At 35.6% G+C, this 20,993-nt stretch carries 12 protein-coding genes; 11 read left to right on the top strand and 1 reads right to left on the bottom strand.

Going from position 1 to position 20,993, the window contains the following annotated elements; translation table 11 throughout:
• Positions 1–67: 67 nt before the first annotated feature.
• Positions 68–1,084: a GntR family transcriptional regulator gene (locus tag DFQ03_RS02665; protein ID WP_133671478.1), complete on the bottom strand. Its 1,017-nt coding sequence runs from the start codon at positions 1,082–1,084 to the stop codon at positions 68–70.
• 507 nt (positions 1,085–1,591) lie between these two features.
• Here DFQ03_RS02665 and DFQ03_RS02660 point away from each other — a divergent pair.
• The 11 genes from DFQ03_RS02660 to DFQ03_RS02610 all read left to right on the top strand — a co-directional run bounded on the left by DFQ03_RS02660 (position 1,592) and on the right by DFQ03_RS02610 (position 20,959).
• Positions 1,592–4,783, top strand: coding sequence for a SusC/RagA family TonB-linked outer membrane protein (locus DFQ03_RS02660; protein WP_243834398.1), 3,192 nt, complete (start codon positions 1,592–1,594; stop codon positions 4,781–4,783).
• A 10-nt stretch (positions 4,784–4,793) separates the two neighbouring features.
• Complete coding sequence (locus tag DFQ03_RS02655; RefSeq protein WP_133671477.1) at positions 4,794–6,683, top strand: RagB/SusD family nutrient uptake outer membrane protein; 1,890 nt, start codon at positions 4,794–4,796, stop codon at positions 6,681–6,683.
• A gap of 67 nt (positions 6,684–6,750) precedes the next feature.
• Entirely contained in the window at positions 6,751–10,092 is a 3,342-nt protein-coding gene (locus tag DFQ03_RS02650; protein ID WP_133671476.1) for a VCBS repeat-containing protein, read from the top strand.
• Positions 10,093–10,199: 107 nt separating this feature from the next.
• Complete coding sequence (locus DFQ03_RS02645) at positions 10,200–11,468, top strand: phosphatase PAP2 family protein (RefSeq protein ID WP_243834397.1); 1,269 nt, start codon at positions 10,200–10,202, stop codon at positions 11,466–11,468.
• Positions 11,458–13,161, top strand: a complete 1,704-nt coding sequence (locus tag DFQ03_RS02640) for a CRTAC1 family protein (protein WP_133671475.1) — start codon at positions 11,458–11,460, stop codon at positions 13,159–13,161. Before DFQ03_RS02645 ends, DFQ03_RS02640 begins: the two co-directional genes overlap by 11 nt.
• A 115-nt stretch (positions 13,162–13,276) precedes the next feature.
• Positions 13,277–13,801: an RNA polymerase sigma factor gene (locus DFQ03_RS02635; RefSeq protein ID WP_133671474.1), complete on the top strand. Its 525-nt coding sequence runs from the start codon at positions 13,277–13,279 to the stop codon at positions 13,799–13,801.
• 11 nt (positions 13,802–13,812) lie between these two features.
• The gene (locus DFQ03_RS02630; RefSeq protein ID WP_133671473.1) at positions 13,813–14,226 is read left to right on the top strand and encodes a hypothetical protein; all 414 of its coding nucleotides are present in this window, start codon (positions 13,813–13,815) and stop codon (positions 14,224–14,226) included.
• 84 nt (positions 14,227–14,310) lie between these two features.
• On the top strand, positions 14,311–14,916 hold the full coding sequence (locus DFQ03_RS02625; protein ID WP_133671472.1) for a TetR/AcrR family transcriptional regulator: 606 nt from the start codon (positions 14,311–14,313) through the stop codon (positions 14,914–14,916).
• Positions 14,917–16,257: a TolC family protein gene (locus DFQ03_RS02620; RefSeq protein WP_133671471.1), complete on the top strand. Its 1,341-nt coding sequence runs from the start codon at positions 14,917–14,919 to the stop codon at positions 16,255–16,257. It abuts the gene before it with no gap.
• 25 nt (positions 16,258–16,282) lie between these two features.
• Complete coding sequence (locus tag DFQ03_RS02615) at positions 16,283–17,449, top strand: efflux RND transporter periplasmic adaptor subunit (RefSeq protein ID WP_133671470.1); 1,167 nt, start codon at positions 16,283–16,285, stop codon at positions 17,447–17,449.
• Positions 17,450–17,455: 6 nt separating this feature from the next.
• Positions 17,456–20,959, top strand: a complete 3,504-nt coding sequence (locus DFQ03_RS02610; RefSeq protein WP_133671469.1) for an efflux RND transporter permease subunit — start codon at positions 17,456–17,458, stop codon at positions 20,957–20,959.
• The last annotated feature ends 34 nt before the right edge of the window (positions 20,960–20,993 follow it).

The following is a 20,993-nucleotide window of genomic DNA, read 5'->3' as shown; positions in this document are numbered from 1 at the left end:
TCTAAACCAACATTTAGTCAAGAAAATAAAGATTGTAAACTACAATTTAATTTTGGATAGAATTATTTTATAAAGAAGCGCGTTTAATTAACCTTGATGGCATAATTAACTGCGTAATACTTTCATTTTTTATATGTCTTGCCGCCAATTTGGCCATTTCATTAAAATCTGTAGAAATGGTAGTAATACCACCAAAAACAATCTCTTTTGAAACATTGTCATTCTGAGAAAGTATGCCAATATCTTCCCCAATAACTAAATTTTTACGAACAGCATCACGTAAAATATGCCATAGATTAGTATCTCCTAATGCAAAATAGAGATTGCCCTTAGTTGCAGAACCAATAGTATAGTTATTTTTAACTTCACCTTCAATTGAATACTCTTTCAAGAAACTCTCATATGCACTTTTAATAGTTATGGGTGAATAATCGCTCTCTTCATTAAAATAAAGTATGATCTTATTATATTTTTTAATTTCTGGGAGCAGTTTTACTAATGAAGTATAAATAACATTTTCAAATTCCTGAGAAATATAAGAAAAGGACTTACCCAAGTTTAAATAACGGTCTACTAGTAATAATTTTTTAGGTTCAATATTTTGTAGTAACAGAGCTGCCTTTTCATTTTCAATAGGCGCAACGACATACATTCCATATTTACCGTTAATATTTGTCATAATAGTCTCGAAAACGGTCGTGTTATTATGATGAAAAAATACATCGATCTGAAATCGTTTACCCATTTCTTTTCGAAAGGTTTTGTAAAATTCTTCTTGATAGCTTTGAAAAGCAAACAACAACAAAGCCATTCTTTTAGTAATGTTTGTTGCCTGACTTATTACAAAATACCCTTTTAACTGTCTCGACTCAATGAGACCTCTATTTTTAAGTTCTTCGTACGCTTTAAAAATAGTTTTTCGAGCATAACCAATTTCCTCAACCATAATATTTATAGAAGGTAAGCGGTCACCGACGGTCAATTTACCTTCTTCAATTGATTCAATAACTCCCTGAACCAATTGTTCGTGTTTTGTAAGGTTATTATTGTGGGTTAGGTTTAAAATTTTACTAATAACCGGCATAAATTATAATCAAATTAAGAGCCGTCAATATACAATTTAATAAAATATATCAAAGTTCTTCCATTTTTAGTTCACTCATAAACCGTAGTTCAGCAGAGAAGAGTTAATAAAACATCCAAAATTAACAATCATTAAAAATTGAAGTGAAACGTTCACATGAAACATTTTTTTAAAAAAATATTTTTTGATTAAAAAAACCTATCTCCAAAGAAAAAACCCCTACAAGTAGGGAGTCCTAATGAAAAGCTAACAGTGATAGATCCTCAATATTTTGTGATTCAAATATCATATTCAAAAAATATCATAACAAAATTTATTAAATTAACATTAATTTATATATTTGTTTATAGTAGCATAGTGTATCATAGTATTTTATCTCAAAATGCTTCCATGAGATTATGATTCGAATGCCAACAACAATAACTAACAACTGTAACAACTAACTTTATGAATTATCAAAAAAACTTTTCTAAGTTTTCCATGATTCGAAATCGTGCAAGCTTAACGATGATTTTATTTTTTAGTGGATTCCTCCTATTCAGTCTCCACGCACAAACAACCGTTTCTGGAACTGTTACATCAGCTTCAGATAACATGCCGTTACCTGGTGTATCAGTCATTGATGCAAATAACCCAACAACGGGAGTACAAGCAGATTTTGACGGTAACTTTACAATTACCGTAGATGATGGCAGTACCAGTTTACGATTTAGCTATATCGGCTTTAAAACTTTAGTAGTACCCGTAAATAACAAAAGTACCCTCAACGTTTCTCTAGAAGAAGACGTTGCAAACTTAGACGAAGTAGTTGTCGTTGGTTACGGTACCCAGAAAAAAGCGACCGTAACTGGTGCAGTTACGGCAGTACAAGGTCCAGTTCTAGAAAGTTCGCCCGCTATTAGTGTATCCAACTCATTGGCTGGTAGACTACCTGGGGTTGTTATTGTACAAACTAGTGGTGAGCCTGGTAATGACGAATCAACTATTAGTATTCGTGGTACAAACACATTAGGTAACAACCAACCATTGATTGTAATTGATGGTATACCAGATAGAGATGGTGGTATAGGTCGTATCAATGCAGATGACATTGCAAATATTTCTGTACTTAAAGATGCCTCTGCTGCAATTTATGGTGCAAGAGCTGCAAACGGAGCAATTATCGTTACTACCAAAACTGGTAATGTTGGTAAAATGCAAATAAACTATAAAGCCGATTTCGGACTTACAAGACCGACTAGAGTACCAGAAATGGCGAGTGCCGTCGAATACCAAACTATAATGAACGAACTGGCCATTTACAACAGCAATATACCAGCATCGCAATGGGGCACAGCTAATACTGCTTTTCAAACTACCGGCAGCTATACCATACCTGGCAGTAGTCCTGCAGAAACTGTAAATGCAGCTTTTAGTCCAGAAACTATCAATAATCATAGAACTAGTGCAGACCCATGGTTATACCCAGACACAGATTGGTTCGGTGCAACTTTTAAAGATTGGGCAGAACAACAAAGACATAATCTATCTATAAGTGGTGGTAATGAAGATTTAAAGTATTATGCTTCTTTAGGGTATTCTGACCAAGGCGCTATCTACAAGAATTCTGCAAATAGATATCAGCAATATAATTTTAGATTGAATACCGATGCTAGAATTAATGAATACATTTCTACAAAGTTGAGCATGGCATACAGAAAGGAAGATAGAACATTCCCAACTGAAGGTGCAGGTGCTATTTTTAGAATGTTAATGAGAGGTAGACCAAACGAACCTGCAATTTGGCCAAACGGTTTACCGGGTCCAGATATTGAAAATGGACAACAACCTGTTGTTGTTACTACCAATGCCACTGGCTATGACAAACAACCAACAGATTACCTACAATTTACAGGTTCTGTAGATATTACGAACCCATGGGTAGAAGGTTTGAAATTAACACTATTGGCAGGTGTAGATCAAAGCCAGTTACGTAGAAAATTATGGCAAACACCATGGACTCTATATTCATTAAATCGTGATAACTACATTGAAACCGGTAACCCTGTACTTGAAGGAGCTATCAGATCTAACTTTACAGATGCCAGATTATTACAATCATCTAACAATATACTGAATACTAACCTTACCGGTCTTTTAACTTATGACAGAACGCTTGGTGAGGATCATAATATTGGTCTTTTAGCTGGTGTTACCCGAGAAAATTTTCAAGGTGAATTTTTCTCGGCATTTAGAAGAAACTACCTTTCTACAGCAGTTGATCAGCTAGGTGTTGGTGGTGAAATTGCACAAGAAACCGATGGTTATGGCTACAATAGAACACGTTTAGGATACTATGGTCGTGCTCAATATAACTTTAAAGAGAAGTACTTAGCTGAGTTTATTTGGAGGTATGATGGTTCTTATATTTTCCCAGGTAACGATCGTTTCGGATTCTTCCCTGGTTTATTAGTTGGGTGGAACATTAACAATGAAGATTGGTTTAATGTAGATTCTATAAGCTACTTAAAACTTAGAGCTTCATACGGTGAAATGGGTAATGACCAAGTTTCTTTTGATATAAATGAAGATGGAGAAATTACTGACGATGAATTACAGGAATACGCATATAGATCTATTTACGAGTTTGGTCAGTATCCAATTAATGGACAAGTTCAAACAATACTTTCTGAACCTTTATTAGCTAACCCTAGTTTTACTTGGGAGCGTGCTAAGAACTATAACATAGGTTTAGATGGTATCGTGCTTGATGGTAAATTAAGCTTCACTTTAGAATACTTCTTGAACAAACGTGACCAGATACTTATTCAGAAAACAGGATCTACACCCGGATCTTCTGGTATATCTGATTTATTACCGCCGGTAAACGCAGGTAAAGTAAATAATGAAGGTTTCGAATTTGCATTAAACTATTTTGGTGGTAATGTAGATGGCTTTAAGTGGGATGTAGGTGTTAATGGTGGTTATGCACAAAACACGGTAGAGTTTTTAGATGAAATTCCTGGAGCTCCAAGCTATCAATTACGAGAAGGAAAGCCAATTGGATCGTATTTGGTATATGAATCTGACGGGGTTTTTATTGACCAAGCTGCCATAGACGCTGACCCATTAGATTATAGCGCTGTTAAAACTACCTTAGAACCTGGCGACATGAAGTTTAAAGATGTTAATGGTGATGGTGCTATTAATGATTTAGATCAAGTAAGATTAAAAAATAGTATCAATCCTAATTTCAACTTTGGTGTTACCTTCAATGCTTCTTACAAGAACTTTGACCTTTCAGTTTTATTACAGGGTGCAACGGGTGCCAAATTATTTATTCAAACAGAATCAGGAGATATTGGTAACTTTTTAAAGTACAGTTATGATAATAGATGGAGCCCAGATAACCCAAGTAGCGTTCACCCAAGACTAGCAAGTCGTGGAGATACGTATTATTCAGGTGGTGAATATGGAGATAATACTTACAATCTATTCAGTAAAGATTATTTAAGACTTAAGAACGTTCAACTAGCATATAATTTTCCATCAGAAATGATAGATCAATTTGGTCTATCTAAATTTAAGGTATACATGAGCGGTCTTAACTTGGCTACATGGGCAGCACAAGATATCTATGACCCTGAATCGACTAGTAATAGTGGTCAGTTCTACCCACAACAGTCGATTATTAACACAGGTTTTAGCTTAACATTTTAAAAAAAAAATCATGAAAAAAAGAAAACTATTACTCTTAGGCATACTAACGCTCGCGTTAGTACCTATTTCTTGCAATGAAGATTTCTTAGAAACCGAACCCTTAGATGCCCTCTCAGCAGATGCCACTTGGGCAGATGGTGCTACGGCACAGGCATTTGTGTTTAACATTTACGCTTCTCTAGGTTATGGAGGTTTTGAAGAAGAAAGCTTGGCATCATTAACAGATGAAGCTATGTTTACACATTCCGGAAGAAATATCAATTTTATAACAGAAGGCACTTTGTCTCCAACGAGCACAGGAAATACCACTATAATTCCCCAATGGGATGAACTATACTCGGCAATTCGTAAGGCAAACATTGCATTACAAGAATTACCAAATGCTCCATTTGATGACCAATTGCTTAAGGACAGGTTAATGGGTGAATCTCATTTTTTAAGAGCATATTATTACCATCAATTAATGCGATATTATGGTGGCGCACCTTTAATAGATACACCTTATGGCCTTGATGATGATTATTCAATAGCAAGAAGTACCTATGCTGAAAATGTCGAATTCGTTTTAGCTGATATTGAAAAGGCTATTACTTTATTAAAAGAAAAAGATATTACGCCGGGTAGAGCTTCAACGTTAAGTGCAATGGGTTTAAAATCTAGAGTTCTTTTATATGCCGCTAGTGATTTAAGAGATGAAACAGCTGTACGTGCTAAATCCTCTATATTAGAACAATATTCCAATCCAGAATTGATTGCATATACTTCCGGTGATAGAAGTAGTAGATGGAACGCTGCTAAAAATGCTGCCAAAGAAATTTTAGATGACGTATCAGGCTACAAACTAAATTTAACCGAACCTGCATCAGCAGAAGAAGCTACAGAAAACTATATTTCTATAGCCATGGGTGGTGGTAGTACTGTTGGTGACGCTGCTGCAAGATCTGAACTTTTATTCGAAAGAACACATTCACCTTTATTTACAGCCGAGAGTAACTGGCCGTTAGGTGGTATTCACCAAGGGATCAACAATGGCCCGAACGGTTACCATAACTGGGCAGGTAATACACCAATTCAACAATTGGTAGATGATTACCAGATGATGGATGGTTCTGATTTCGATTGGAACAATCCTGAACACGCTGCTGCTCCGTATGAGAATAGAGACCCTAGATTAGCTGCAACAATTCTTTATGATGGAGCTGCTTGGAAACCAAGACCAGCTGATGTTGCTGGAATAGACCCCTTTAATGAAATTCAGACTGGTACATATGAAGGTATAGACAATGAAGGTAAATCTATAATTGTGCCAGGTGTGGATATGAGAGACTCACCAATTGAAAACTGGAACGGAAGTAGAACAGGTTATTACGTACGTAAATTTATTGATTCAGACCCGAATTTAGTTGACAATCAATCTAGTGCTCAAGTTGTACCGTGGCCATTTATCAGATATACTGAAATAGTCTTGAACTATGTAGAAGCTTCTATTGCTTTAGGGGATGAAGGTGAAGCTAGAAATTGGTTGAACAAGATTCGTTTTAGAGCAGGTATGCCGGCAATTGAATCATCGGGTACTGAGCTTTTAGAAGATTATATCAACGAAAGAAGGGTCGAGCTAGCATATGAAGAGCATAGATACCATGATGCCAGAAGATGGATGATCGCTGACCAAACGTTGGGTAGAGGCATCAAAGTAATGAAAGTTACTGCGGCACTAAAAGCAGGTGCTACACCAAGAACCCCTTATCAATATGATCCAACAGTATATGATTATACTTACACTGTTGTAGATAATAATGATAACGAAACTAGAACTTGGGATGACAAAATGTATTTCATGCCTATTAGTAGAGATGAAATCAATAGAAATAACCTATTGATTCAGAATCCAGGTTATTAGTTTAGTTTAAATTGAGTTAATTTAAAGATCTATCCCAAAAGGGGATAGATCTTTTACTTTTAAGCAAATGACAAAAAATCTTACTTTCTATCTTTTTATAATATGTATACTTCTTCAAAGCTGCAAAGAGAAGGCTAATAAAGACGAAGTGACACCTACTATCAATACCGTCGAAAAATCATCTTTATTTACACTTTTACCTGAAAGTATAACAAACATTACTTTTCAGAACACTTTAAAAGAAGGGCTAAATGCAAATGTATTAGTATATGAGTATTTATATAATGGTGGTGGTGTAGCTACGGGTGACTTCAATAATGACGGATTACAAGATTTGTATTTTACCTCTAATATGGGTGAAAACAAATTCTATTTAAACGAAGGAGATTTTTCTTTTAATGATGTCACCAAAATCTCTAAAGTAGCGGGCCGAACTGGACCCTGGAAAACAGGTATTACTTCAGCAGATGTTAATGGCGACGGCAAATTAGACCTCTACTTATGTTATTCAGGCGCATTGCCCGATGCTAAGCGTAAAAATCAACTTTTTATCAATCTAGGTAACGACCCTAACAATATTCCCATATTCAAAGAACAAGCCGAAGAATACGGTTTGGCAAGTGCCGCATTCAGTAACCAAGGCTATTTCTTTGATTATGATAAAGATGGCGATTTAGACATGCTGTTACTAAATCATAATCCGAAATCACTGCCAGTATTAAATGAAGTAAGTACAAAAGAATTCTTAAAAAAAGATGACCCGTTTCAAGGTACTCGTCTATTTGAACAAAGAAATAATAAATTTTACGACATCACCGAAAAAGCAGGTATTAGCGGTTCTGCCCTAACCTACGGATTAGGTATTGCCATAAGTGATATCAATAACGACGGATGGCAAGATTTCTATATTTCCAATGATTATACAGTACCAGATTACTTGTATATTAATAATAATAACGGAACGTTCACAGATCAATTAGGCTCACAAATGGGGCATACAAGTCACTTTTCTATGGGAAATAATGTGGCAGATATTAATAATGACGGTCTACAAGATATTTTCACCTTAGATATGTTGCCAAAAGATAATAAACGCCAAAAGCTATTATTATCGCCAGATAATTATGAAAAATTTGATTTAAATATTAGAAGCGGTTTTCATCATCAATACATGCGCAACATGCTCCAATTGAACAATGGTGATGACACCTTTAGTGAAATTGGTCAATTATCCGGTATCTCGAATACAGATTGGAGCTGGGCTCCACTATTTGCAGATTTCGATAATGACGGATTTAAAGATCTGTTTATTACTAACGGATATTTCAGAGACTACACCAATTTAGATTTTATCAACTACATGGATAGTTACGTTCAATCTAAAGGCAGGTTACAACGACAAGATGTTTTAGAGTTAATCAAAGAAATGCCAGCGTCTAACCTAACTAATTTCTTTTATAGTAATAAAGACGGTGTAAATTTTACTGACAACACTAAAAATGCCGGTATAAATCAACCTGCAAATAGTAACGGAGCCATTTATACAGACTTAGATAATGATGGTGATTTGGATCTCGTAGTAAATAACATCAACAAACCGGCTTTTATTTACAGAAACAATTCGCCAAATGAAACCAACAATTATTTGAGTGTAGAACTTAAAGGCAGCGATAAGAATAAACATGGTATTGGTTCTAAAGTGAGTATTTTCAGTAATGGAGAAACACAAGTAATTGAACAAATGCCTACCCAGGGATATTTGTCGACCGTATCTACCATATTACATTTTGGTTTAGCCAACAATACCACAATAGATTCCCTAACAATTAGCTGGAATTCAGGTAAAAAGGAAACACTTAAACAAGTTTCTACAAATCGACTATTGGTACTTGAAGAGAGTAATGCGAAAAAATCAGCTTTAGTAAAAGATAAATCAGACGTCTTATTTTCAAAGGTTTCGAGTACTATTAACTATCAGCACCAATCATCATCAGTAAATGACTTTAAGAGGCAGTCGCTTCTAATGAAACAAGTATCGCATGACGGGCCGCCAATGGCAAAAGGAGACATCAATAATGACGGCTTAGAAGATATTATCATTGGTGGTGGCATTGAACAAGCGACATCTGTATTCATACAGACCAAGAACAAGAAATTTACTCAAAAGGTAAATGCCAGTTTTGATTTAGACAAAGCACATTTTGATTCAGATATAGCACTTTTCGATGTAAATAAGGATGGCAATCTAGATATGTACGTTGCTAGTGCTGGCTACCATAACTTTGCCCAAAATGACCCATTATTACAAGACCGACTGTATCTAGGTGACGGAAAAGGAAATTTTACAAGGTCTAAATCTTCTTTACCAAATATGCAAACAACAACAGGTTCAGTTGCTTTTTCAGATGTTAACAACGATACCCTCTTCGATATTTTTATTGGTGGTTCTATTATTCCTGGTCGTTTTCCTGAATCATCTAGAAGCTATATTCTAATAAATGATGGCAAAGGCAATTTCACTGACAAGACCGATGATATTCAGTCAGAACTAAAAAATATAGGCATGACCACTGCTGCTGTATGGGCAGACATGGACGGTGACAAAATAGAAGATTTAATCGTTGTTGGTGAATGGATGCCAATATCAATCTACCTCAATAAAAATGGAAAATTGGTTCAAAAAACAAATCAGTTTTTTGACGAACCTTTATCTGGATTATGGACCAGCCTACATGTAACCGACCTTAATAAAGATGGTAAACCAGATATTATTGCAGGTAACATTGGTACTAATACTCAGTTTAAACTAAGTACTGATACTCCCGCTGAATTGTATTATTCAGATTTTGATAATAACGGCTCTATAGATCCAATTTTGAATTATTATATGGATGGCACTAGCTACCCCTATATTACAAGAGATGAATTGCTAGGTCAACTTTCAGGCAAACGACAACAGTTCAATAGTTATGAAAAATATGCCGATGCAACTATAACCGATATTTTCAATAAAACTGAATTACAGAAAGCCCGTAAACTAACAATAACACATCAAGAAACTACTGTTTTAATGAGCAGTGCAGGCGGTAAATACCATAGCAAACCGTTGCCAATTCAAGCACAATACGCCCCTATTTCAGAAATCATTAGCTCAGATTTCAACAATGATGGTAATACAGATTTACTACTTTTGGGTAACAATGATTATTATAAACTTAGAATAGGAAAATTTGACGCCAACTACGGCACCATACTCCTTGGTGTCGGCGGCGGTACTTTTAAATATGTTTCGCAACCGAAATCTGGACTATCAATAAAAGGAAGCAACACCCATGCAATATTGATTAATGATGAACTAATTCTAACCAGTTATGGCACGCCAACTGAAACCTATGGACTTTTAAAATAGCTCTTAATTTAACAATGACTATTACTTTAAACACAATATTTAAAAGAATATCTACTCTACTCTCGCTATTATTTATAATGGCATGTTCAACTACAGAGCAGTCAAAAATGAGTGGTAAAGAAGTTGCTTTAGAATGGGCAAATATGACCTTATTCATTACTAGATATACCCCGTCAAATTCCCCCACTTTTGCATCTAGGGCATTTGGGTATATCGGTCTTGCCATGTACGAAGCTATAGTACCAGGTTTTTCTGAGTATACATCAATGAATGGGCAATTAAATGGCTTAGATCAGCTTCCAATTGTTGATGATTTAAAAGAATATAATTGGGTATTGGCATTAAATGCAGGTCAATCAGAAATTCTAAAAAATATCTACGTTCAAACATCCGAAGAAAATATTCAGAAAATTGATTCTTTAGAGCGTGTAATCTTCACTCAATTTCAAGATGGTCTAGATAAAGAAACCGTTTCACGTTCTGTGGAGTTTGGTAGATCTGTCGCACAAACTATTTTCGAATGGTCCAAAACCGATGGTGGACATAGAGGGTATCTTAATAATTTTGATAAAGAAATGGTACACCTAGACAGACCGGGTGCATGGAAACCGCCCTTATTCGCACAATCTTTCAGTCACCACCCTTTACACCCACATTGGGGAGAAAATAGAACGTTTGCATCCACGAATAAAGAACTTAAGGATCCAATTATGATTCCGTATGACACTACACCAGGTTCGCCCTACTACAAGCAATTCGAAAATGTATATCTGAAAGATTTAGAATTGACACAGCTTGAAAAAGAAGCAGCTATTTGGTGGGGCGATGACCCAGATGTTAGTTTTACACCACCAGGGCATTCGTACTATTTCGCCACTTTAGCCATAGAAGGGCATGACATATCACTTATTGAAAGCGCCAAAATATTTGCTCAAGTAGGCATGGCAGTATCAGATGCTTTCGTGAATTGCTGGAAATGGAAATATCAATTTTTCACTGAACGCCCGAATACGTTTATACCAAAATATATTGATGAAGAATGGGAGTCTTTCTGGCCCGACCCTCCTTTTCCATCATTTCCGTCTGGTCATGCTATACAAGCTGCAGCTGCAGCTACCGTGTTAGAACATAATTTTGGAAAAGAATTTACCTTTATAGATAGAGCCCACGAAGGCAGAGAACGTGACGAACACAAAGAAACCGACTTTGTAATTCGATCTTTTGATACGTTTTGGGATGCAGCGCTAGAAACCGCAGATTCTAGATTTTATGGCGGAATACATACACAATTAGACAATGAAGTAGGATTAAATAAAGGGGTCGAAATTGCTAAAAACATTTATGCCCTAGAATGGAAGAACAATAATGAAAAATAATTCAGCACCCATTAAAATAAGCACTAGCATATTCTTTCTAGTATTCGGAATGATGAGTTATGCGCAACAAACTTTTACTGATATTTCAGAAGCTGCTGGTATTAACCACCAATACGAAGTCTATGAAGGAACATTTGGCGGCGGTGTTACCGTATTTGACGTCAATAATGACGGATTTGAAGATCTATATATAACAAGTGGTATAAAATCCGATCGATTGTACCTTAACAATGGTGATGGTACTTTCAAAGATATTTTCAAGAGTTCTGGACTAGAAGTTACTGACGAGTATGTTACACAAGGTGTTGTAAGCGCCGATATTAATAAAGATGGGTATAGAGATTTGTTCATTACCACGATTACAACTACAGATGGCAAAAGCATAATACCAAGAGCTAAAAATTTACTGTTCTTAAATAATGGAGATGCCACCTTTAAAGATGTCACGAATGAATACGGTTTAGAGGACTTAAACTCTTTTAGTACAGGACCGAGTTTTGGAGATTTTAATGCAGATGGATATCCTGATTTATTTGTAGGCAATTATTTTCAAGAATTTACTGGCAAACTAGGTATCATAAAAGATGCTACTATTGTTAGCGCCAATCAAACAGCAAGAAGTTATTTACTCGAAAACAAAGGAGGCAAAAGTTTCGAAAACGTTTATGATGAATACGGTTTAGGGCATAAAGGTTTTGGTTTTGGCGGTGTTTTCACCGACTTTGATAATGACCATGATCAAGATCTATTGGTTAATCAAGATTTTGGGTATAAAGCAGTTCCCAACTTTCTATATCAAAATCAATATCCTGATGACCATTTTGAAGACACAAGCAAGCAAACCGAAATGGATTTGAAAATCAACGCCATGGGAGCTGCTGTGGGCGATTATAATGGCGATGGGTGGATGGATTATTACATTACCAACATCAAGTTCAACATGCTAATGGATAACCAAGGCAATGGCAAACCATTTGTAGACAAGGCAAAAGAATTGGGTACTTATAATTTAGCCATAAGTTGGGGCGCCAATTTTGCAGATTTTGACCATGATCAAGATTTAGACCTTTTTGTTTCTAACGGTGATCTGAATCCGAATTGCACACCAATGGGCAATTTCTATTTTGACAATAACGACAATACCTTTACTGAAAAAGGAAGGGAATTAGCCATAAACAATTATGGTATCGGCAGAGGATCGGTAATTTTTGACATGGATAATGATGGCGATATGGATTTATTAGTTGTAAATCAACATCCTATTTTAAATTACCCAATAGCATCTACCACTCGCCTTTTTAGAAATGATATTGCTACAGGTAACTGGTTAAAAGTGGCATTAAAAGGTGTACAGGCCGAAGCCAACGGAATAGGTTCAAGGGTTACGGTAATTGCCAAGGGAAAAAGATTTATTAGAGAAATAGATGGTGGCGGATCCAGCCATTTGTCTCAAAACTCCGTCATTGCACACTTCGGATTAGGAGCAAATACAAAAATAGATTCTGTTATTGTAGATTGGACGGGTGGCAATACTCAGGTATTGACTAATGTTGAGATCAACCAACAACTACAGATTATAGAAATTGCCCAACCCAAAAACAATCAATCTTATGTCTGGTACCTTCTAAGCATACTTCTTTTAATTATTGTTACGATATATTTATATCGCAAAAAAATAAACACAACTGTTTGATTATATTACCTTTACCATCAATTAGATTTCCCTTTTAAAAAAATATTTCTTAAAAATGCAATAGGTTTCAACTTCTTCGTCTTTATATAGGAAGACCAATTGAAAATACTCTTGGATGTCATCCAACCAAAAAGATAACAAGAACCTGAATAGTTTTTTTGAAGAAGAATATAGCTCGATCAAGTACTATATTCAATCTAAAATTAAACAAACATCAGAAAGTGATGCAGAAGACATTATACAAGATGTTGCATTACGTATTTTCTCTAGACCTATTGATGCATTACCTATACATAACATTGGCGGTTATGTATATAATGCTGTCAAAAATAAGATTACCGACATATTGCGCGCTAAAAAATCGCGCTTTGATGATCAAGATCAACTAGAAGAACTTTGGACGGATTTCACCAACCTATTCTATGATGAAACTTCCAACGAATATCCTCATCATGTTCGCGAAAAGCTAAAGATTGCAATTAGTGAACTAAAACCTGTGTATAGGGACATTATCATCGCGGTAGATTTTGAAAATTATAGTTACAAAGAAATTGCCTTTGAAACCGGCATACCACAAGGCACACTTATGTCTAGGAGACATAGAGCATTATCAATATTACTTAAAAGTATAGAAAATTAAAAAATAGCATTATGAAATCTAATTTGGAAAAAAACATGGAAAAATCAGTGCAACACTACGTGTACAAAGCGTTTAAAATTCTCCTATTTATTTTGCTAGGTCTCGCGATAGCCTTTTTAGTGGGCTACATTGTCATGCGCTTATGGAATTGGCTTATGCCAGATATTTTTGGATTACCTCAAATTGATTATTGGAAAGCTGTTGGAATACTTCTTTTCTCCAAAATAATCTTTGGTTTTGGAGGTGGAGACGGACCAGGTAACAAGAAAAAGAACAAACGCAAAAAGTTTCCAAAATTTGACCCATGCAAACCCTTAAGAAACGATTTTTCTAAATGGAAACATTATGATGAATTCTGGAAAAACGAAGGAGAAGAAGCCTACAAAGATTATGTTGCTAGAAATGAATCAATAAACAACGGGTGAACTTTAAATATGACATTAACAAATTGTAAAACTTTGGAAACTTTTTTAGTTTCTAAAGTTTCCTGATGTATATTTGTAGCCCTTATGAAAGAAAAAATTAGAGATACAGCTTCACAGCTATTCTTAGAACGTGGTTTTAAAAGTATTACCATGGACGATATTGCCAATGAGATTGGCATGTCAAAAAAAACCATTTACAGCGAATACAGCAATAAGACTTCGTTAGTAGAAGATTGCGTAATGAATAAGTTCTGTGATTTAAGCAACGGTATCGACTTAATTATAGCGATGGAGAAAAACGCTATTGAAGAACTTTATGAGATTAAAAAGTATGTAATGTCTCATTTAAATAATGAAAAAAGCTCTCCTCAGTACCAATTAATGAAATACTATCCGAAAATTCATAAAAACCTTAAGCTACTACAATTCGATAAAATGCATAAGTGCATATTATTGAATGTTGAAGGTGGTTTAAGACAAGGCTTGTTTAGAGATAATATAAATCCGGAGTTTGTTGCTCGTATATATTTTACCGGCATGAACAGTATTAAAGATCAAAACATTTTTCCATTAGAACAGTTTCCAATAGGTAAACTTATGGACTCATTTTTAGAATATCACTTAAGAGGGATTATAACACCAAAAGGAAAAACCATATTAAATAACATCATCAATTCAAATCAAGAATAAATGCGACATCAATTATTAGTATTAATCACTATTCTAAGTATTAGTTTAGGATATTCACAAGAGCAAACCTATTCGTTTACGTTAGAAGAAGCAATTCAATTTGCACTAGAAAATAACTATTCGGCAATTAATGCAAATAGAGATATTATAGACGCACAAAAGCAAAAATGGGAAACTATTGCCGGCGGACTTCCTCAAGTTAACGGATCTGTTGGTTATCAAAATCAATTAAAACAACCCGTATCCTTATTACCTGCAGAACTGGCAGGTGGAGAAGCTGGTACATTTATACCAGTTATTTTTTCCCAGCCTCAATCTGCCACGGCGACCGCAACATTGACCCAACAAATTTTTGATGGTTCTTACATTGTTGGCGTGCAAGCAACCAAAGCATTTTTAAGTTATAGTGCGAATAATAAAGAAAAAACAGAGTTAGACGTTAGAAAACAAGTTGTTGAAGCTTATGGCAATGTGCTATTAGCAGAAGAGAGCGTTGCTATTTTAGAAAAGAATAAAACTACACTAGAGAAAAATGTTTACGAAACTTCTAAATTGTTTGAAAACGGACTAGGAGATGAAGAAAGCGTTGATCAGCTTCAAATTACCTTATCGTCTGTTGAAAATCAATTACAAAGTGCTCTTAGACTAAAGGACATTACATTACAGATGTTGAATGTAAGCATGGGTCTAGACCTTAATGCACCTACACAATTGCAAGAAAACTTAGAAGATCTTACCATGTCAAAAATGGAGTTAGGTATTCTTGCTATCGACTTCAACATCAATGATAACGTTGATTATAAGCTGGCAGAAAATTTAAACGAACAGCGTTTTTTTGAATGGAAATTGGCACGAAGCCGCGCATTGCCGACCTTAAATGCGTATGTAAACTACGGAAGCTCTGCCTTCTCAGAAAACTTCGATTTTTTCAGTGGAGACCAACAATGGTTCGATTCTTCGATCTTAGGATTTGATTTAAATATTCCAATTTTCAGTTCATTTAAAAGAAGTGCAAGTACGCAACGTGCCAAAATTGCTTTAGAAAAATCAAAAACACAATTAACCGAAGCTGAACAACAAATTAGATTACAGTTAGAGAATGCAAAAAACAATTATACACTGGCGATTGATAATTACGAAACTGCAAAGCAAAACCTAACACTATCTGAACGTATTGAAAACAAAAACCAAATCAAATATAAAGAAGGTCTTGCTTCAAGTTTTGAACTGAGACAGGCACAAACACAATTATATACTACCCAACAAGAATACTTACAGTCAATGGTAGAGGTAATTAATAACAAAACCGAATTAGAAATCATTTTAAATACAAAAGACTAAATAATCAATCATTAAAAATAAAATCATGAAGAAAATACTAGTTTTATTTATTGCAACCGTTGGCATATACTCATGTGGCAGTGGTGAGCAATCGGTAACAGATATTATCGCACAGCAAGACCTAGAGGCGATAAGGGCTAAAAAAAATGATATTACCTCACAACAAAAACTGATTGATGCACAACTGAAATCTTTAGATTCTGCTATTGCTATTTTGGGTAATGAAGAGAAATTACCTTTGGTAAATACCTTAACTGCTAAAAAAGAGCTATTTAATCACTACTTAGAATTACAAGGTGATGTATCTACCAAACAAAATGTATTGATATACCCAGAAATGGCCGGTACGCTACAAAAAGTCTATGTTAAAGAGGGGGACAAAGTTTCTAGAGGACAGATATTAGCGACTATTGACGACGGCGGAATGTCAAGCCAACTAAGCCAATTAAAATCACAAGCTGATTTAGCCAAAACTACATTTGAGCGTCAAGAACGCTTATGGAATCAGAATATAGGTTCAGAAATTCAATTTTTACAAGCTAAGACCAATTATGAAGCTGCAGAAAATATGGTGTCTCAAGCCCAAAGTCAATTAGGGAAATCTACTATAAGAGCTCCTTTCTCCGGTATCATTGACAATGTAATAAAAGATCAAGGTACCGTAGTTGCACCCGGGCAAGGTTCAGAGGTATTTCGTATCGTAAATCTATCTGATATGTACATTGAGGTAGAAGTGCCAGAAACATATATAGGTAGTGTTTCTAAAGGTAAAGAAGCTTTAGTATACTTTCCTGTTTTAGGTGATAGTATCATTACAAAAATTAGAGAAACAGGCAATTTTATCAATCCCTCGAACAGATCTTTTGAGGTAGAAATACCTGTACCAAATAAAGAAGGTAAAATTAAACCTAATCTTTCCGCAAAGGTAGCTATTAATGACTATACAAGTGAAGATGCCATATTAATACCGACTAGTATAATTTCAGAAAATGCAGATGGTGAGCAGTATGTTTTTGTTGCAGAAGAGCCGAATGCAGATGGTGAGGCTTTGGTAAAAAGAAGCGTTATCATAACTGGTAAAACTCAGGGTGCGAATATTGAAGTATTATCTGGTTTAGCAGATGGCAACCAAATCATTAAAGAAGGTGCTAGAAGTGTAAAGGATGGTCAAAAAGTAAAAATCCAAAAATAAATATCGATGAGCAAAGTACAAAAGAACGCCGATAAGGAATTCGGTTTATCGTCTTGGGCCATTGATAACCCTTCGGTTATTTATGTCATGATAGCCATTTTTCTTTGGCTAGGATTCAGCGCCTACATGGCCATGCCAAGAGAAGATTTTCCTGAGATCATAGAAACTAAAATCTACATTAGTACACCTTACCCAGGTAACACTGCTGAGGATATTGAAAAACTGATTACAGATCCTTTAGAAGATAGATTAAAGAATGTAAGTAATGTTGTAGAAGTTACATCAACTTCTCAAGAAGATTACGCCATTGTAACTATCGAGTTCGATGAAGAGATAACCGTTGAACAGGCAAAGCAAAAGATAAAAGATGAAGTTGATAGTGAAAAAGCTAGTGAAGACTGGCCTACTTTCAATGGGGCAAAGGTTGAGCCTAATGTCTTTGACCTCAACTTTTCAGAAGAGGTACCTATTATGAACATCAACTTTACAGGTGATTATCCTGTAGAAAAATTAAAAGAGTTCGCCGAATATTTACAGGATGAAGTAGAAGATCTACCTGAAATCAAACAAGCGGATATACGTGGTGCACAAGATTTAGAGGTAGAAGTTGGTGTAGACATCTATAAAATGATGGCTGCAAAAATTAGCTTTCAAGATGTCATAAATGCAATAAATAATGGTAATATGACCATGTCTGCAGGTAATTTAAAAACCGTAGGACAAAGACGAACCATTCGTATTCTTGGTGAAGTAGAGGACCCTAAAGAATTGAACAACTTTGTAGTCAAATCTGAAAATGGCGCCGTATACTTGAAAGATATTGCAACCATCAACTTTCAAGCAAAAGATAAAACTACATATGCTAGAGAATTTGGTAATAATGTAGTGATGCTCGATGTTAAAAAGAGAGCAGGTAGAAATTCAATCTCAGCAGCTGATAAAATAAAGGCGTTGGTAAAAAAGGAGAAAGCAGATTACTTTCCTCCAGATTTAAATATTTCTATTGCCAATGATTCTTCTACACGTACACTGAACCAAGTAGATGATTTGGTCAATAATATCATCTTTGGTATTATTCTAGTTGTAACCGTTTTAATGTTTTTCCTAGGCTTTAGAAATGCATTATTCGTTGGTTTTGCGATACCTATGTCTATGTTCATGTCTTTCGTAATTCTTTCATGGCTTGGCTACACTTTAAACACAATGATCCTTTTCGGAATGATTATGGGGCTTGGTATGTTGGTTGATAACGGTATTGTTGTAGTAGAAAACGTATATCGTTTAATGGACGAAGGCATGTCTAGAATCGAAGCTGCTAAAAAAGGTATCGGTGAAATTGCCTACCCAATTATCATATCGACAGCTACAACTGTGGCAGCGTTTGTACCATTAGGTCTTTGGCCTGGTATTTTCGGGCAGTTTATGATCTACTTCCCTATTACACTTTCTGTGGTTTTAGGATCGTCATTGTTTGTGGCAATTTTCATGAACTCTATGTTAGTTTCGAAATTCATGAGTACAGATGAAAAAGAACTGACCTTAAAGCAATTGATTAGAATGAGTGCTATTCTAGGTGGCCTAGGTGCCTTAATACTAATTTTTGGTGGCGCCATGCGTGGCTTGGGTTCTGTGTTGATATTGACCGGAATCATGTTCTGGGCATACAAATATATCATTAAGGGATCTGCAATTAGATTTCAAAAGAATACAATGGCTCATTTCGAAAATTGGTATGAGCGTCGTTTAAAACATGCCTTAAGAGGTAGTAATGTATACTGGTATTTTGGTGTAACTTTTTTAATGTTGATTGGTGTATTTATGTTATTTGGAATGTCTGTAGGTAGTGGCAGAACCAAAATTGAATTCTTCCCTGATAATAAACCAAATGAAATCTATGTGTATGTAGAATATCCTGAAGGTACCTCTATTGAGAAAACCAATGAAATCACCAAAGAGGTCGAAAAGCAGGTGTACGCTATCATGGATGATGATAGGTACAAGAATGCAGATGGTAAAAACTTTATGATGGCCTCAGCTGTATCTGTTGTTGGCGAAGGTGCTGGTAATCCGCTTACAGATGGTGGGTCATCTGCAGAAATGCCACATAAGGGTAAGGTAACCGTAAACTTTAGTGAGTATAAATATCGTAATGGCCTAAATACCGAGGATATTCGTGGTCGTGTGCAGGCTGCCTTACAGGGTGTTTACCCAGGTGTTGCCATTTCTGTAGAAAAAGATGCCAATGGTCCACCAGCTGGTTTTCCTATTAATATTGAGCTTGAAGGTAATGATTATGATGAACTGATCAATACCGCCGAAGACGTTAAAAACTTCATCAACACCAAAAACATTGCCGGTATTGAAGAATTGAAAATCGATGTAAACAAAGGCAAACCTGCCATGCAGGTAATTGTAGATCGCGAAAAAGCAGGTGAACTGGGTGTTGCCGTTGGTCAAGTTGGTAACCAGTTAAGACGTTCTATTTTTGGTGAAAAGGCAGGTGTTTATAAAGAAGATGGTGAAGATTATGATATCAACATTCGATTCAATGAAGATTTGAGATACAATAAGAGTGCGTTATTCAATCAAAATATCATTTTTAGAGATCCTTCTAACGGGCAGATTAAGGAGATTCCGATTTCTGCTGTAGCCACCGAGAAAAACACATCTGGTTATAGTGCTATTAAACACCGAGACGGAAAACGAGTAGTAACTATTTATTCCGGATTAAAACCTGGTTTTACAGATGCCGGTGCTATTGTGGCCGAGATTCAAAATGAGATGGAAAGTTTTGATGGAACTCCCGCAACCGTTAAAATTGATTACACAGGTCAATTAGAAGAGCAAGCTAAGCAACAAGCTTTCTTAATAGGTGCCTTTTTCTCAGGATTAGGATTGATTATGCTTATTCTAATATTCCAATTTGGTGGCATTTCTAAACCTTTGATTATTATGATCGCTATTTTCTTAAGTTTTATAGGTGTATTTGGAGGATTGATGATTACCGGATGGTCTTTCGTAATTATGATGACTATGATGGGTATTATTTCGTTAGCCGGTATTGTGGTAAATAACGGAGTGGTACTCCTAGATTACACCCAAATTCTGATAGATCGTAAAAAAGTGCGTCTTGGTATGGAAGACAGTGATCTGTTAACCATGGAAGATGCAACCGATTCCATGATTGTTGGTGGTAAGGCAAGATTACGCCCAGTAATATTAACAGCAATTACCACCGTATTAGGATTGATTCCGCTTGCAATCGGACTCAACATTGATTTCTTTGCGCTATTCACAGAGTTTAATCCGCATATATACATTGGTGGTGACAACGTAATTTTCTGGGGACCATTAGCATGGACGGTTATCTTCGGATTAATCGTTGCGACTTTCTTAACCCTTATAATCGTGCCAGTATTATTCAACATAGTATACCGTATAAAAATAAAGTTTAGCGGTTTCGGCAGTAATAGTAATGAAGAAAATAAACAATTAGAACAAGTGGCATAACCACAAAATAACTAAAGTAAAAAGCCCCGTATCA

Origin of the sequence: Maribacter caenipelagi (genome assembly GCF_004364175.1) — a bacterium.
Taxonomy (GTDB): domain Bacteria; phylum Bacteroidota; class Bacteroidia; order Flavobacteriales; family Flavobacteriaceae; genus Maribacter; species Maribacter caenipelagi.
The sequence above is the reverse complement of the archived record's forward strand: the minus strand, read 5'-3'. Positions and strand labels throughout refer to the sequence as shown.

Coding starts and splice junctions, on each gene's coding strand:
- DFQ03_RS02650 (WP_133671476.1), top strand. CDS start 6,751: ATGACAAAAAATCTTACTTTCTATCTTTTTATAATATGTATACTTCTT.
- DFQ03_RS02610 (WP_133671469.1), top strand. CDS start 17,456: ATGAGCAAAGTACAAAAGAACGCCGATAAGGAATTCGGTTTATCGTCT.
- DFQ03_RS02660 (WP_243834398.1), top strand. CDS start 1,592: ATGATTTTATTTTTTAGTGGATTCCTCCTATTCAGTCTCCACGCACAA.
- DFQ03_RS02665 (WP_133671478.1), bottom strand. CDS start 1,084: ATGCCGGTTATTAGTAAAATTTTAAACCTAACCCACAATAATAACCTT.
- DFQ03_RS02645 (WP_243834397.1), top strand. CDS start 10,200: ATGAGTGGTAAAGAAGTTGCTTTAGAATGGGCAAATATGACCTTATTC.
- DFQ03_RS02655 (WP_133671477.1), top strand. CDS start 4,794: ATGAAAAAAAGAAAACTATTACTCTTAGGCATACTAACGCTCGCGTTA.
- DFQ03_RS02635 (WP_133671474.1), top strand. CDS start 13,277: ATGTCATCCAACCAAAAAGATAACAAGAACCTGAATAGTTTTTTTGAA.
- DFQ03_RS02640 (WP_133671475.1), top strand. CDS start 11,458: ATGAAAAATAATTCAGCACCCATTAAAATAAGCACTAGCATATTCTTT.
- DFQ03_RS02620 (WP_133671471.1), top strand. CDS start 14,917: ATGCGACATCAATTATTAGTATTAATCACTATTCTAAGTATTAGTTTA.
- DFQ03_RS02625 (WP_133671472.1), top strand. CDS start 14,311: ATGAAAGAAAAAATTAGAGATACAGCTTCACAGCTATTCTTAGAACGT.
- DFQ03_RS02615 (WP_133671470.1), top strand. CDS start 16,283: ATGAAGAAAATACTAGTTTTATTTATTGCAACCGTTGGCATATACTCA.
- DFQ03_RS02630 (WP_133671473.1), top strand. CDS start 13,813: ATGAAATCTAATTTGGAAAAAAACATGGAAAAATCAGTGCAACACTAC.